Below are 13,282 nucleotides of genomic sequence, written 5' to 3' on the forward strand. Positions count from 1 at the left end.
GGGCCATGCCTGTCGCCTGCCGAGGGCGGAGCGGGTACGGCTGGGTTGCCCGGGCCGGGGCGTCACTGGGCGCGGCGGATGCGGTAGGTCGTGCCGTCGGCGCCGAGGTACGCGTGGCCGCGCATGTCGCACCAGGCCGGGATGTCCAGGCGGGCCGCTTCGTCGTCGGCGAGGACGGTGATGACGCCGCCGACCGGTACGTCGTCGATGACCTTCGCCAGTTCGATCACCGGCAGCGGGCACAGCGTGCCGAGCGCGTCCACGGTGACGCCCTCGCCGTCGGGCACGGCGGCAGGTTCGGCAGAGCCCGCGCTGATGCGCTCGCGCACCGAGCCGACCGCGTCCGGCAGCACCGTCAAGAACGCGTCCACCTCCTGTGGCGTCGTCCCCCGGGGGAGTGAAACCCGCACGTTGCCCTCGGACAGCACGCCCATCGCCCGCAGCACGTGCGAGGGGGTCAGCGTGCTGGAGGTGCACGAGGAGCCGGAGGAGACGGAGAACCCGGCGGCGTCCAGCGCGTGCAGCAGCGCCTCCCCGTCGGCGTACAGGCAGGAGAAGGTGACGATGTGCGGCAGCCGCCGCAGCGGGTCGCCGACGACCTCGGTGTCGGTGACGAGCGAGGGCACCGCCTGCCGCACCCGGTCCACCAGTGGACGCAGCCGCTCGGCGTCGGCGGCCGCCTCCGCCTGTACCGCGCGCAGGGACGCGGCGGCGGCCACGATCGCGGGCAGGTTCTCGAAGCCCGGCATGCGCCCGGCCTCCCGCTCGTCCGCCGGGCCGCGCGGCGCGAACCGGACGCCCTTGCGTACCACCAGCAGGCCGACGCCGCTGGGCCCGCCCCACTTGTGCGCGCTGGCCGCCAGCAGCGACCACCCCCCGCCGACCTGGCCCCAGCCGAGCGACTGCGCGGCGTCCACCAGCAGCGGCACCCCGGCCTCCCGGCACGCCTCGGCGGCCTCGGCCACCGGCTGCACCGTGCCCACCTCGTGATTGGCCGACTGCAAACATGCCAGCGCCGTCCCCGAAGCCGGGTCCGTGCCCGCCCCGTCACCCGGACGCAGCAGCGCCGCGAACTCCTCCGGGACGACACGCCCGCCCCGGTCCACCGGCGCCCGCACCACCGTGCCGCCCGCGGCCTCGTGCGCCTCGCCCGCGTGCAGCACCGCCGAGTGCTCGACGGCGGAGATCACCAGGCGCCGGCCCGCCCGGCGGCGTCCGGCCAGCGCACCGGCCACCCCGGCGTGCAGCGCGTGCGTGCCGGAGGGCGCGAAGACCAGCTCGTCCGGGCGGCAGCCCACCGCTTCGGCGGCCGTCTGACGGGCGGCGTCCAGCAGCATCCGGGCGCGTCGCCCCTCGCGGTGCAGCCGCGCGGGGTCGGCCCACCCCTCGTCCAGCGCGGCGAGCAGTGCCTGGCGGGCGACGGGGTGGAGGGGCGCGGCGGAGGCGGCGTCGAAGTAGGGCACACCTGAACGCTAGCGCGCGCGGCGTGCGTGCCCCGGGCGACGCTGTCCGGACTTCCCCTGACCCGCGCTGTTCAGGCTCCGGACGGGGGCATTCCACCCCATCGGAGGGACCGGCGGCGCGTTACCCACCCTCCCCGCACAGCCCCAGATCGTGTCCAGTAGGGTTTGGTCCGCATAAACATCAAACCCTGCCCGCGCCAGGGCCGAGCGCCCCGATCACCAGGTCCGCGCCGGCCGAGCGGGCGAGACTCTCGGGAAGGCGCTACGTGAGTCCCAACGGCTCCGACCTCCCCCACGAGCGCCTGGAGGCGCCCGCGGGTGGTACCCCCTCGTCGCGGCGCCCGATGCGGCGGATGCTGCCGCCGGTGCTGGGCGCGGCCCTGGTCCTGGCGACCGCCACCGGTTGCACATCGGAGGACCTCCCCCGCCTCGGTATGCCCACCCCGGTCACCGAGGAGGCGCCGCGCATCCTCTCCCTGTGGCAGGGCTCCTGGATCGCCGCGCTCGCCGTGGGCCTGCTCGTGTGGGGCCTGATCCTGTGGAGCGTGATCTTCCACCGGCGGTCCCGCACCAAGGTGGAGGTTCCGGTCCAGACCCGGTACAACATGCCCATCGAGGCGCTGTACACCGTGGTCCCCCTCGTCATGGTGTCGGTCCTGTTCTACTTCACCGCGCGGGATGAGTCCGCGCTGCTGGAGACCTCCGACCGGCCCGACCACGTCGTCAACGTCGTGGGCTTCCAGTGGAGCTGGGGCTTCAACTACCTGGAGGACGTGGACGGCGACCCGGCCACGGACAACCGGGACGCGCCCGAGCTGGAGGGCATCCCGGACCGGATGCTGGAGGCGGTGCCGGAGGGCGCCGAGGGCGTCTACACGCTCGGCACCCCGGCGGACGAGAACCCCCAGACCGGCAACCCCGGCCCCACGCTGTGGTTGCCCAAGGGTGAGAGCGTCCAGTTCATCCTGACCTCCCGGGACGTCATCCACTCCTTCTGGGTGGTGCCGTTCCTGATGAAGCAGGACGTGATCCCCGGTCACACCAACCGCTTCGAGGTCACCCCCACCCAGGAGGGCACCTTCCTCGGCAAGTGCGCCGAGCTGTGCGGCACGGACCACGCCCGGATGCTGTTCAACGTCAAGGTCGTTTCTCCCGAGCGCTACCAGCAGTACCTGGAGGAGCTGGCCGACCAGGGCAACACCGGCTACCTGCCCGCGGCCATCGACCAGACGGACGCGGCCCAGAATGCGGAGACGAACAACCCGTGAGCATCCTCAACGAACCCCAGGGTGCCGCGGCGGCAGAGGACTCGTACGAGGACGAGCTGCCGGTGCGGCGCAAGGAGCCCGGCAACGTCGTGGTGAAGTGGATGACGACCACTGACCACAAGACGATCGGCACGCTCTACCTCATCACGTCGTTCGCGTTCTTCGTGATCGGCGGCGTCATGGCGCTCGTCATGCGCGCCGAACTCGCCCGCCCCGGCACCCAGCTCGTGTCGAACGAGCAGTTCAACCAGCTGTTCACCATGCACGGCACGGTGATGCTGCTGATGTTCGCCACCCCGCTGTTCGCGGGCTTCGCGAACTGGATCATGCCGCTCCAGATCGGCGCGCCCGACGTGGCGTTCCCGCGCCTGAACATGCTGGCCTACTGGCTGTACCTGTTCGGTTCGCTGATCGCCCTCGCCGGCTTCCTGACGCCCAACGGCGCCGCCAGCTTCGGCTGGTTCGCCTACACCCCGCTGTCCAGCGTGGAGCACTCTCCGGGCATCGGCGCGGACATGTGGATCATGGGCCTGGCGATGTCCGGCTTCGGCACGATCCTCGGCGCGGTCAACTTCATCACCACGATCATCTGCATGCGTGCCCCGGGACTGACGATGTTCCGCATGCCGATCTTCACCTGGAACGTGCTGCTCACCGGTGTGCTGGTGCTGCTGGCCTTCCCGGTGCTGGCCGCCGCGCTGTTCGCCCTGGAGGCGGACCGCCAGTTCGGCGCGCACATCTTCGACCCGGCCAACGGCGGCGCGCTGCTGTGGCAGCACCTGTTCTGGTTCTTCGGGCACCCCGAGGTGTACATCATCGCGCTGCCGTTCTTCGGCATCGTCTCCGAGGTCATCCCGGTCTTCTCCCGCAAGCCGCTGTTCGGCTACGTCGGCCTCATCGCGGCGACGATCGCCATCGCGGGCCTGTCCGTGACGGTGTGGGCGCACCACATGTACGTCACCGGCGGGGTGCTGCTGCCGTTCTTCTCCTTCATGACGTTCCTCATCGCCGTCCCGACCGGCGTGAAGTTCTTCAACTGGATCGGCACGATGTGGAAGGGGTCGCTGAGCTTCGAGACGCCGATGCTGTGGACGGTCGGCTTCCTCATCACCTTCCTCTTCGGTGGCCTCACCGGCGTCATCCTGGCCTCCCCGCCGATGGACTTCCACGTCTCGGACTCCTACTTCGTGGTGGCCCACTTCCACTACGTGGTGTTCGGCACCGTGGTGTTCGCGATGTTCGCCGGGTTCCACTTCTGGTGGCCCAAGTTCACCGGCAAGATGCTGGACGAGCGGCTCGGCAAGATCACGTTCTGGACGCTGTTCATCGGCTTCCACGGCACCTTCCTGGTGCAGCACTGGCTGGGCGCCGAGGGCATGCCGCGCCGGTACGCCGACTACCTGGCGGCCGACGGCTTCACCGCGCTGAACACGGTCTCCACGATCAGCTCGTTCCTGCTCGGCGCCTCGCTGCTGCCGTTCTTCTACAACGTCTGGAAGACGGCGAAGTACGGCAAGAAGATCGAGGTGGACGACCCGTGGGGTTACGGCCGTTCGCTGGAGTGGGCGACGTCCTGCCCGCCGCCGCGGCACAACTTCCTCACCCTGCCGCGCATCCGCTCCGAATCCCCGGCGTTCGACCTGCACCACCCGGAGATCGCCGCGCTGGACCAGCTGGAGAACCACGCCTCTGAGGAGGCGGCCCTCGTGGGCGCCGGCAGCGAGTCCGTCACCCAGGACGAGAAGGAGACGGGCAAGTGAAGGTCCAGGGCAAGATTTTCATCTGGCTGTCGGCGTTCCTCCTGGCGATGGCCGCCGTCTACGGCCTGTGGTCCAAGGAGCCGGTCGGCACCACCGCGCTGTTCCTCGCGTTCGGCCTCTCGCTCATGGTCGGCTACTACCTCGCGTTCACCGCGCGGCGGGTGGACACCGGGGCGCAGGACCGGGAGGACGCCGACGTCGCCGATGACGCGGGCGAGCTGGGCTTCTTCAGCCCGCACAGCTGGCAGCCCCTCGCCCTCGCGGCGGGCACCTCCCTGGCCTTCATGGGCGTCATCTTCGGCTGGTGGCTGATGTGGTTCTCCGCGCCGGTCATCCTGCTCGGCCTGTTCGGCTGGGTGTTCGAGTACTACCACGGCGAGAACCAGAACCAGTAAGGCCAATCCGCGGGCACGCCCCGCACCGCAAGTCAAGGGTCATCCCCGGGGCGCGCCCCGGGGATGACCCGTTTGTACGTATCCAACGCGCCCGTAGAGCCCACTTTTCATACTTTTTAGGGCATGAGGCACGGCACGTATGGATCGAAACGAAACGCGCAGGGCTGCGCCCTGCTGGTGGCCTCGGCCATAGCCCTGACCGCCTGCGGCGACTCCGACCCGCTCGCCAAGAAGCCCTACGACGCGGCCGACCATGTCGCCGTCAGCGCCGGCGAGGGGTCGAAGCCGGTGCCCGCCGAGAAGCCCCTGGAGATCACCGCCACCGGGGGCGAGAGCCGCATCACCGATGTCGTCGTGACGGACCGGGCCGGACGCCAGGTCCGGGGCGAGCTCTCCGCCGACGGCGCGCGCTGGCGCAGCACCAGCCCGCTCGCCGCCGAGGCCACCTACACGGTGAAGGTCAGCACCGAGGACGAGGACGGCCACCGCGGCCGCACGTCCGCCACCTTCCAGACCCGCCCCGTGCCCGAGAGCAAGCAGCTCGGCGTGGAGTTCGGGCCCGAGGCGGGCACCTACGGCGTCGGCCAGCCCATCACGGCCGAACTGACCAAAGAGGTCAAGGATCCCGACCAGCGCCGCATCGTCGAACGCGCCCTGGTGGTGAACTCCACCCCCGAGGTCACCGGCGCCTGGCACTGGGTGGACGGCAAGAAGCTGCACTACCGCCCCAAGGAGTACTGGCCGGTGAACGCCTCCATCACCGTGGAGTCGAAGCTCCGGGGCCTGCACATCCGCGACGGGCTGTACGGGGCGGCGACCAAGGCGCTGAAGCTCACGACGGGCGACCGGGTGGAGGCCGTCGCCGACGCGCAGAGCCTCCAGATGACCGTCAAGCGCAACGGCGAGGTGGTGAACACCTTCCCCATCACCACCGGCAAGGCGGGCTTCCGCACCCGCAACGGCACCAAGGTGGTGCTCGGGCAGCAGTCCTTCGTCCGGATGCGCAGCACCAGTATCGGGATCGGCCCCGGCAGCGCCGAGTACTACGACCTGCCGGTGCACTGGGCCACCCGGCTGACGTGGAGCGGTGAATTCGTGCACGCGGCGCCCTGGTCGGTCGGCTCGCAGGGGTACGCCAACGTCAGCCACGGCTGCACGGGCATGTCCATGGCCAACGCGCGCTGGTTCTTCCAGAACGTCCGCCCCGGTGACCTGGTTACCCACGTCAACACTGAGGGCACGCAGATGCCCGCCTTCGGCAACGGTTTCGGCGACTGGAACCTGTCGTGGGAGGAGTGGCTGGAGGGCAGCGCGCTGGCCGCCGAAGACGGCGACCGGGCCGACCGGAGCACGCTGCGGCCGTCAGCCTGAGGGCTTGCCCCAGCCCCGCGTGGCGGAAAGCGGCACGAGGCGCTGGGGTATCAGCCCATCGGGTTACGCCGCCGCGCCAGCCGCGCCGCGCAGGAGGCTCGCGAGGGCGTCCGCCAGGGCCGCCGGGTCCACCGGGTGGGCGACCACCGCGTCGGCCCGGCTCCACGTCGCCAGCCACGCGTCCTGCGCGCGCCCGATCAGCAGCAGCACCGGCGGGCACTGGTAGATCTCGTCCTTGATCTGGCGGCTCACGCCCATGCCGCCGGCCGGAACGGCCTCGCCGTCCAGCACGCAGACGTCGATGCCGCCCGCCTCCAGGGCGCTCAGCACCGCCGGCAGCGTGGCGCATTCGAGGTACGTCACGGACGGGCCATCCGCGGCCGGACGGCGGCCCGCTGCCAGCCGGACCTGCTCGCGGGTGCCCGCGTCGTCGCTGTAGACCAGCACCGTGGCGGTCGGCTGCATCGTTCCTCCGTGTGCTTCATCGGACAGGGATGGACCAGTGGTGCGCGTACAGCCCGGATGCTACTCCTCCGGGCCGTCCCGGGGCAGCTCCCGATCACCCCAAAGGACCCCGTTTGAGCTGGACACCCGGGGTCGGACACACCGAACGGGACCCCCGAAGTGAGGACGGAATAAGGGACCGACATAATGTCGGTCGTGGCGACAGCAACAGCAGTAGAAACCGGGCACGCGCACCCATCGGTCAACCGGCCGAACCTCACCAGCGTCGGAACCATCATCTGGCTGAGTTCCGAGCTGATGTTCTTCGCGGCCCTCTTCGCGATGTACTTCACCGCTCGGTCGGTCATGGGCGCCGAGTTCTGGACCGAGAAGGCGGACTCACTCAATCTGCCCTTCGCGCTGGGCAACACGACGATCCTCGTGCTCTCCTCCCTCACCTGCCAGCTGGGCGTGTTCGCCGCCGAGCGCGGTGACGTGAAGAAGCTCCGCTCGTGGTTCGTGGTCACCTTCATCATGGGCGCCGTCTTCATCGGCGGGCAGATCGTGGAGTACGTGGAGCTGGTCAAGCACGAGGGCCTGTCGCTCTCGTCCGACGCCTACGGATCGGTGTTCTACCTGACCACCGGCTTCCACGGCCTCCACGTCACCGGTGGTCTGATCGCGTTCCTGTTCGTCCTCGGCAGGACGTACATGGCGCGCCGGTTCACCCACCACCAGGCGACCGCGGCCATCGTCGTGTCCTACTACTGGCACTTCGTCGATGTCGTCTGGATCGGCCTCTTCGCCACGATCTACCTGATCAAGTAGTCCGGGCTAGGCCGGACCGCAGAGCCATACGCATCGACGCAGAAGATCCTGACACCGGGGTAATCCGTGAAAAAGCTCTCCGCACGACGGCGCCATCCGCTGGCGGCGATCGTCGTACTCATCTTCGCGCTGGCGGCCACCGGGGGGCTGTACGCCGCGTTCGCTCCCGCCGGTGAGGCGCAGGCCGGTGAGACGGCCGCCGCCCAGTCCCTTGCCATCGAGGAGGGCAAGAAGCTCTACGCCGTCGGCTGCTCCAGCTGCCACGGCACCGGCGGTCAGGGCACCTCCGACGGCCCCAGCCTCGTCGGCGTCGGCGCCGCGGCGGTGGACTTCCAGGTCGGTACCGGCCGCATGCCCATGCAGGCTCCCGGCGCCCAGGCGCCCAAGAAGCCGGTGATGTACTCGCAGGCCGAGATCGACCAGATGGCCGCCTACATCGCCTCCCTGGGCCCCGGCCCCGCCATCCCGACCGAGGAGCAGTACGGCACCGAGGGCGTCAGCGACGAGGAGATGGCCGAGGGCGGTGTCCTCTTCCGCACCAACTGCGCGCAGTGCCACAACTTCACCGGTGAGGGCGGCGCCCTGACCAGGGGCAAGTACGCCCCGGACCTGACGGACGTCTCGGCCAAGCACATCTACGAGGCCATGCAGACCGGGCCGCAGAACATGCCCGCCTTCCCCGACACCGTGCTGCCGGAGGAGGAGAAGCGGGCGATCACGGCCTACCTGCAGCAGGTCAACTCCTCCGAGGCCAACACCCCCGGCGGCTTCAAGCTCGGCGGCTACGGCCCCGTGGCCGAGGGTCTGTTCGCCTGGGTCATCGGCCTCCCGATCCTGGTCGGCGTCACGGTCTGGATCGCGGCCCGCAACGCGAAGGCCAAGAAGTCATGAGTAGCGAGACTGGACCACACGAGACCGTGTCTGACGAGAACCTTCCCGCCGAGGGCTCCGCGCCCGGCACCGCAGCGGAGAAGGCGGACGGCAACCCGTTCGCCGACCCGGGGCTGCCCCCCCACGACGACCGCATCCAGGACATCGACGAGCGGGCCGCCAAGCGCTCCGAGCGCACCGTCGCCCTGCTCTTCCTCGTGTCCATGCTGGCGACTGTCGCCTTCATCGCGTCCTACGTGATCATCCCGGTCGACAGGTACGTCTACCTCTTCCCGCTCGGGCACATCCAGGCGCTGAACTTCGCGCTCGGCCTCACCCTCGGCGTCGCCCTGTTCTGCATCGGCGCTGGCGCCGTGCACTGGTCGCGCACCCTGATGAGCGGCCACGAGATGGTGCAGGACCGCCACCCGATCGGGGCGGACGAGGACACCAAGGCCGGGGCGTTCGCCGCCTTCGCCGACGGCGCCCGGGACTCGCAGTTCGGCCGCCGCAAGCTGATCCGCAACACGATGTACGGCGCGCTGGCCCTGGTGCCGCTGTCCGGCGTCGTCCTGCTGCGCGACCTCGGCCCGCTGCCCGAGGACAAGCTGCGCCACACCATGTGGGAGCGCGGCCTGCGGCTGATCAACGAGAACACCATGGAGCCGCTGCGGCCCGAGGACGTCACGATCGGCTCCCTGTCCTTCGCGATGCCCGAGGGGCTGAGCCCCGAGGGCCACGAGTTCCACACGGAGATCGCCAAGGCCGCCCTGATGCTGGTGCGCCTGGCGCCCGAGGACATCAAGGACCCCCAGGAGCTGGACTGGTCCTACGACGGCATCGTGGCGTACTCCAAGATCTGCACGCACGTCGGCTGCCCCGTCAGCCTCTACGAGCAGCAGACGCACCATGTCCTGTGCCCCTGCCACCAGTCCACCTTTGACCTGGCCGACGGCGCCCGCGTCATCTTCGGCCCGGCCGGCCACCCGCTGCCGCAGCTGCGCATCGGCGTGGACGACGAGGGTTACCTGATGGCGCTGGGCGACTTCGCCGAGCCGGTCGGCCCGAGCTTCTGGGAGCGCGGATGAGTAACACCGAGCAGAACCCGCGTTCCCGCGCCAAGGCGCCCGCGGGCGAACGCGTCGCCGACTGGGCGGACGGCCGCCTGGGCATCTACGGGGCGGCGAAGAAGAACCTGCGCAAGGTCTTCCCCGACCACTGGTCGTTCCTGCTGGGCGAGATCGCGCTCTACTCGTTCGTCATCATCCTGCTGACCGGCGTCTACCTGACGCTGTTCTTCAAGCCCAGCATGGCCGAGGTGCACTACCACGGCTCCTACGCGCCGATGCAGGGCGTGGTGATGTCCGAGGCGTACGCGTCCACGCTGGACATCAGCTTCGACGTGCGCGGCGGTCTGCTCGTGCGGCAGATCCACCACTGGGCGGCGCTGATCTTCCTGGTGTCGATGTTCGTGCACATGCTGCGCGTCTTCTTCACCGGCGCGTTCCGCAAGCCGCGCGAGCTGAACTGGCTGTTCGGCTTCCTGCTGCTGGTGCTGGGCATGTTCACCGGCTTCACCGGCTACTCCCTGCCGGACGACCTGCTCTCCGGCACCGGTGTCCGGTTCATGGAGGGCGCGATCCTCTCGGTGCCCGTCGTCGGCACCTACCTGGCGATGTTCCTGTACGGCGGGGAGTTCCCCGGCACGGACATCATTCCGCGCTTCTTCGCGCTGCACGTGCTGCTGCTGCCCGGCCTGATGCTGGGGCTGGTGGTCGCCCACCTGATCCTGGTCTTCTACCACAAGCACACCCAGTACCCCGGGCCCGGCCGGACCAACAAGAACGTCGTGGGCTTCCCGCTCATGCCGGTCTACATGGCCAAGGCAGGCGGCTTCTTCTTCCTGGTCTTCGGCGTGATCGCGGTCATGTCGGCGGCGTTCCAGATCAACCCGGTGTGGGTGATCGGTCCCTACCGGCCGGATCAGGTGTCCACCAACGCGCAGCCCGACTGGTACATGGGCTTCTCCGAGGGCCTGATCCGCATCATGCCGGGCTGGGAGTGGGTCATCCCCGGCGGCTACACGCTCAACTTCGGCGTGTTCGTGCCGCTGATGGTCTTCCCGCTGGTGCTGGCCGTCATGGCGCTCTACCCGTTCTTCGAGTCCTGGGTGACCAAGGACAAGCGGGAGCACCACCTGCTGGACCGGCCGCGCAACGCCCCGACGCGCACCGGTATCGGTGCCGCCTGGATCAGCTGGTACTTCGTGATGCTGGTCGGCGGTGGCAACGACCTGTGGGCGATCTTCTTCGACATGTCGATCAACTCGATCACGTGGTTCGCCCGCATTGGGTTCTTCCTCGTGCCGGTGCTGACGTTCCTCGTCACCCGCCGCATCTGCCTCGGCCTCCAGCGCCGGGACCGGGACAAGGTGCTGCACGGCCGGGAGACGGGCATCATCAAGCGCCTGCCGCACGGCGAGTTCGTCGAGGTCCACGAGCCGCTGCCGCAGGACCAGCTGCACCTGCTCACCCAGCACGAGCAGCGCACGCCCGCCGAGCTGCCGCCCGCCACCGACGCGAACGGCGTGCGGCGCAAGGTCGGCCCGGTGGAGAAGCTGCGGGTGCGCATCAACCGCGGCTACTACGGCCCGAAGGCACAGATTCCCAAGCCGACGGCCCGCGAGTACGAGGAGATCTCCAGCGGTCACGGCCACCACTGAGCGGGCGCTGACCGCGCCGCGAAGCTGACCGCACCGCAAAAGGGGTCGGCCCCGTACCACCGTCCGGTGTCCGGACGGTGGTACGGGGCTTCGCGGTGTGAGCGGGGCCGATAGGGTTTCCGGTGCGGGAGCGCGATCCAGCCCCCGTGCACAGAACACAGCACCCCCAGGAGCGTGCCCATGAGCGCTGCGACCCCCGCCGGAGGCGACACCCTGGCGGACCGCTCCTGGCCGGACGTGCTGAGCACGCTGCTCAGCGGGCAGCACCTCACCGCCGGGGACACCGCCTGGGCGATGGACCGCATCATGCGCGGTGAGGCCACCGACGCCCAGATCGCCGGGTTCGCGGTGGCGCTGCGGGCCAAGGGCGAGACCGTCCAAGAGATGACGGGCCTGGTGCGGGCGATGTACGACCACGCCCACACCATCGACATCCCCGGCCCGACCGTGGACATCGTCGGGACCGGTGGCGACCGCGCGAAGACGGTGAACATCTCCACCATGTCCGCCATCGTCGTCGCCGGTACCGGCGCGAAGGTCGTCAAGCACGGCAACCGGGCCTCCTCCTCGGCGAGTGGCGCCTCGGACGTGCTGGAAAAGCTCGGCGTCAACCTGGAGCTGACGCCACAGCGCGTGGTCGAGGTCGCCGGGGAAGCGGGCATCACCTTCTGCTTCGCGGTGAAGTTCCACCCCGCGCTGCGGCACGTCGCGGCGGCCCGGCGCGAGCTGGGCGTGGCGACGCCGTTCAACTTCCTCGGCCCGCTGACGAATCCGGCCCGGGTCCGGGCGCAGGCCACCGGCGTCGCCGACGCCCGCATGGCGCCGATCCTGGCCGGGGTGCTCGCCGAACGCGGCACTTCCGCCCTGGTGTTCCGTGGCGACGACGGTCTGGACGAGCTGACGGTGACCTCGACGTCCACGGTGTACGTGGTGCGCAACGGCGCGGTGCGGCAGGAGACGTTCGACCCGCGTGACGTCGGCGTGGAGCTGGTACCGATCGAGGCGCTGCGGGGGGCGGACGCGGCGCACAATGCGGAGGTCGCGCGCCGCCTGCTGGCCGGCGAGCGCGGTCCGGTGCGGGACGCGGTGCTGCTCAACTCCGCCGCCGCGCTGGTCGCCCTGGCACCCGGTGACGGGGCGCTGACCGAGCAGCTGGCGGCGGCCATGGAACGCGCCGCGCACTCCATCGACTCCGGCGCGGCACGCGGCGCGCTGGAGCGCTGGGCAGCGGCCACCCACCGGTGACGCCGCGCCCGCCGCCCCGGTTCCTTCCGGCCGTAAGGCGGGGCCGGGCCGGTGCGACCCGCCCGCCTGGCTGGACCCGCCGCGTCCCCCAGCACACGGTCCGCCTGCTGGGGGACGCCCTGCGGTCCGCCCGGCTCAGCCCTCCAGGCCGATGGCGAACGCGGCCTCCAGGTCGTGCTGGGAGTAGGTGCGGAAGGCGATGTGCGTCTCGGTGGACAGCACGCCCGGCACCTTGCTGATGTGCCCGGGGATGACGTCGGCCAGGTCGTCATGGCGGGGCACGCGGACCATGGCGATCAGGTTGTGCGCGCCGGTGACCGAGTAGACCTCACTGACGCCCTCCAGCGCCGCGATCCGCTCGGCCACCTCCGGAATCGAGTCGGTGCTGGTCTTGATGAGCACGATCGAGGTGATCACGGCCTCGTCACTCCTTCCGGTCGCCTGACGGGCCCGCTCACTTTAGCCCCAGCCACCGCCCTCGGCCCGGCGGCCCACGGCGGGGAGCCGAGGGGGAGGGGCGGGGCGCAGGTGACGGCTCGGCCACGGCGTGCCCCGCGCCACACGCCGGTCCCGGTCCAGGTCGTAGGGTTGCGGGTAGACACGCCCCGGGGGGCACCCTGCCCCGACCCGGTGGCACCCGACAGAAGAGGACGAACCATGCCGGTTCCTCAGCCCACGGCCGACACGCGCTGGCGCTGCACGCTGTGCGGGAACCTGACGCGCTTCGACGTCACCCGCAGCAGCAAGGTGGTGGAGTACGTGCACCTGGACCTGGCCGGGGAGCCGAAGGTGGAGGAGAGCGAGGTGCTGACCGAGGCGATCGAGTCGGTGCGCTGCCGCTGGTGCAACGCGCTGGACCAGATCGAGCTGGTCGCCCGCCCCGACGCGCGGGGCTGAGGGCGGACGCGGGCAGGCG

At 70.3% G+C, this 13,282-nt stretch carries 13 protein-coding genes; 10 read left to right on the top strand and 3 right to left on the bottom strand.

Annotation, left to right across the window (positions count from 1 at the left end; all coding sequences use genetic code 11):
- Positions 1 to 62 precede the first annotated feature (62 nt).
- Positions 63 to 1,463 (bottom strand): cysteine desulfurase/sulfurtransferase TusA family protein, encoded by a 1,401-nt coding sequence (locus JJV70_RS05815; RefSeq protein WP_219046619.1) that lies wholly within the window; start codon positions 1,461 to 1,463, stop codon positions 63 to 65.
- Between the two features lie 266 nt (positions 1,464 to 1,729).
- Here JJV70_RS05815 and coxB point away from each other — a divergent pair, with 266 nt between their 5' ends.
- The 4 genes from coxB (at position 1,730) to JJV70_RS05835 (ending at position 6,257) form a co-directional block, all read left to right on the top strand.
- Positions 1,730 to 2,731, top strand: a complete 1,002-nt coding sequence (gene coxB / locus JJV70_RS05820; RefSeq protein ID WP_219046620.1) for a cytochrome c oxidase subunit II — start codon at positions 1,730 to 1,732, stop codon at positions 2,729 to 2,731.
- Positions 2,728 to 4,491 carry a cytochrome c oxidase subunit I gene (gene ctaD / locus JJV70_RS05825; RefSeq protein WP_219046621.1) on the top strand — a complete coding sequence of 588 codons (1,764 nt, stop codon included), beginning with the start codon at positions 2,728 to 2,730 and terminating at the stop codon, positions 4,489 to 4,491. The genes coxB and ctaD overlap by 4 nt, the downstream gene beginning before the upstream one ends.
- On the top strand, positions 4,488 to 4,886 hold the full coding sequence (locus tag JJV70_RS05830) for a cytochrome c oxidase subunit 4 (protein WP_219046622.1): 399 nt from the start codon (positions 4,488 to 4,490) through the stop codon (positions 4,884 to 4,886). The genes ctaD and JJV70_RS05830 overlap by 4 nt, the downstream gene beginning before the upstream one ends.
- A gap of 123 nt (positions 4,887 to 5,009) precedes the next feature.
- Positions 5,010 to 6,257, top strand: coding sequence for an Ig-like domain-containing protein (locus JJV70_RS05835; protein ID WP_219046623.1), 1,248 nt, complete (start codon positions 5,010 to 5,012; stop codon positions 6,255 to 6,257).
- 63 nt (positions 6,258 to 6,320) lie between these two features.
- Here JJV70_RS05835 and JJV70_RS05840 read toward each other — a convergent pair whose 3' ends face one another.
- Positions 6,321 to 6,722, bottom strand: coding sequence for a hypothetical protein (locus JJV70_RS05840; RefSeq protein ID WP_219046624.1), 402 nt, complete (start codon positions 6,720 to 6,722; stop codon positions 6,321 to 6,323).
- Between the two features lie 186 nt (positions 6,723 to 6,908).
- Here JJV70_RS05840 and JJV70_RS05845 point away from each other — a divergent pair, with 186 nt between their 5' ends.
- From JJV70_RS05845 to trpD, 5 genes are all read left to right on the top strand, one after another.
- A complete protein-coding gene (locus tag JJV70_RS05845; RefSeq protein ID WP_219046625.1) occupies positions 6,909 to 7,529 on the top strand; it encodes a heme-copper oxidase subunit III in 621 nt (206 codons plus the stop codon).
- Between the two features lie 66 nt (positions 7,530 to 7,595).
- On the top strand, positions 7,596 to 8,420 hold the full coding sequence (locus tag JJV70_RS05850) for a c-type cytochrome (RefSeq protein WP_219046626.1): 825 nt from the start codon (positions 7,596 to 7,598) through the stop codon (positions 8,418 to 8,420).
- Positions 8,417 to 9,487 carry a ubiquinol-cytochrome c reductase iron-sulfur subunit gene (locus JJV70_RS05855; protein WP_219046627.1) on the top strand — a complete coding sequence of 357 codons (1,071 nt, stop codon included), beginning with the start codon at positions 8,417 to 8,419 and terminating at the stop codon, positions 9,485 to 9,487. Before JJV70_RS05850 ends, JJV70_RS05855 begins: the two co-directional genes overlap by 4 nt.
- Positions 9,484 to 11,121 (top strand): cytochrome bc complex cytochrome b subunit, encoded by a 1,638-nt coding sequence (locus JJV70_RS05860; protein ID WP_219046628.1) that lies wholly within the window; start codon positions 9,484 to 9,486, stop codon positions 11,119 to 11,121. Before JJV70_RS05855 ends, JJV70_RS05860 begins: the two co-directional genes overlap by 4 nt.
- Before the next feature lie 180 nt (positions 11,122 to 11,301).
- Positions 11,302 to 12,366: an anthranilate phosphoribosyltransferase gene (trpD, locus tag JJV70_RS05865; protein WP_219046629.1), complete on the top strand. Its 1,065-nt coding sequence runs from the start codon at positions 11,302 to 11,304 to the stop codon at positions 12,364 to 12,366.
- Positions 12,367 to 12,501: 135 nt separating this feature from the next.
- Here the strand turns inward: trpD and JJV70_RS05870 are convergent, their stop codons facing one another.
- Entirely contained in the window at positions 12,502 to 12,783 is a 282-nt protein-coding gene (locus JJV70_RS05870; RefSeq protein WP_219046630.1) for an Lrp/AsnC family transcriptional regulator, read from the bottom strand.
- A gap of 240 nt (positions 12,784 to 13,023) precedes the next feature.
- On the opposite strand from JJV70_RS05870, the gene JJV70_RS05875 reads away from it, so the two are divergent.
- Entirely contained in the window at positions 13,024 to 13,263 is a 240-nt protein-coding gene (locus JJV70_RS05875) for a hypothetical protein (RefSeq protein WP_219046631.1), read from the top strand.
- Positions 13,264 to 13,282: the final 19 nt, after the last annotated feature.

It is taken from the genome of Streptomyces sp. JJ66, from assembly GCF_019303495.1.
Taxonomy (GTDB): domain Bacteria; phylum Actinomycetota; class Actinomycetes; order Streptomycetales; family Streptomycetaceae; genus Streptomyces.

What these genes read in the sequence shown, in the direction of transcription:
- trpD (WP_219046629.1), top strand. Translation starts at nt 11,302, where the DNA reads ATGAGCGCTGCGACCCCCGCCGGAGGCGACACCCTGGCGGACCGCTCC.
- JJV70_RS05835 (WP_219046623.1), top strand. Translation starts at nt 5,010, where the DNA reads ATGAGGCACGGCACGTATGGATCGAAACGAAACGCGCAGGGCTGCGCC.
- JJV70_RS05860 (WP_219046628.1), top strand. Translation starts at nt 9,484, where the DNA reads ATGAGTAACACCGAGCAGAACCCGCGTTCCCGCGCCAAGGCGCCCGCG.
- JJV70_RS05855 (WP_219046627.1), top strand. Translation starts at nt 8,417, where the DNA reads ATGAGTAGCGAGACTGGACCACACGAGACCGTGTCTGACGAGAACCTT.
- JJV70_RS05840 (WP_219046624.1), bottom strand. Translation starts at nt 6,722, where the DNA reads ATGCAGCCGACCGCCACGGTGCTGGTCTACAGCGACGACGCGGGCACC.
- JJV70_RS05875 (WP_219046631.1), top strand. Translation starts at nt 13,024, where the DNA reads ATGCCGGTTCCTCAGCCCACGGCCGACACGCGCTGGCGCTGCACGCTG.
- JJV70_RS05845 (WP_219046625.1), top strand. Translation starts at nt 6,909, where the DNA reads ATGTCGGTCGTGGCGACAGCAACAGCAGTAGAAACCGGGCACGCGCAC.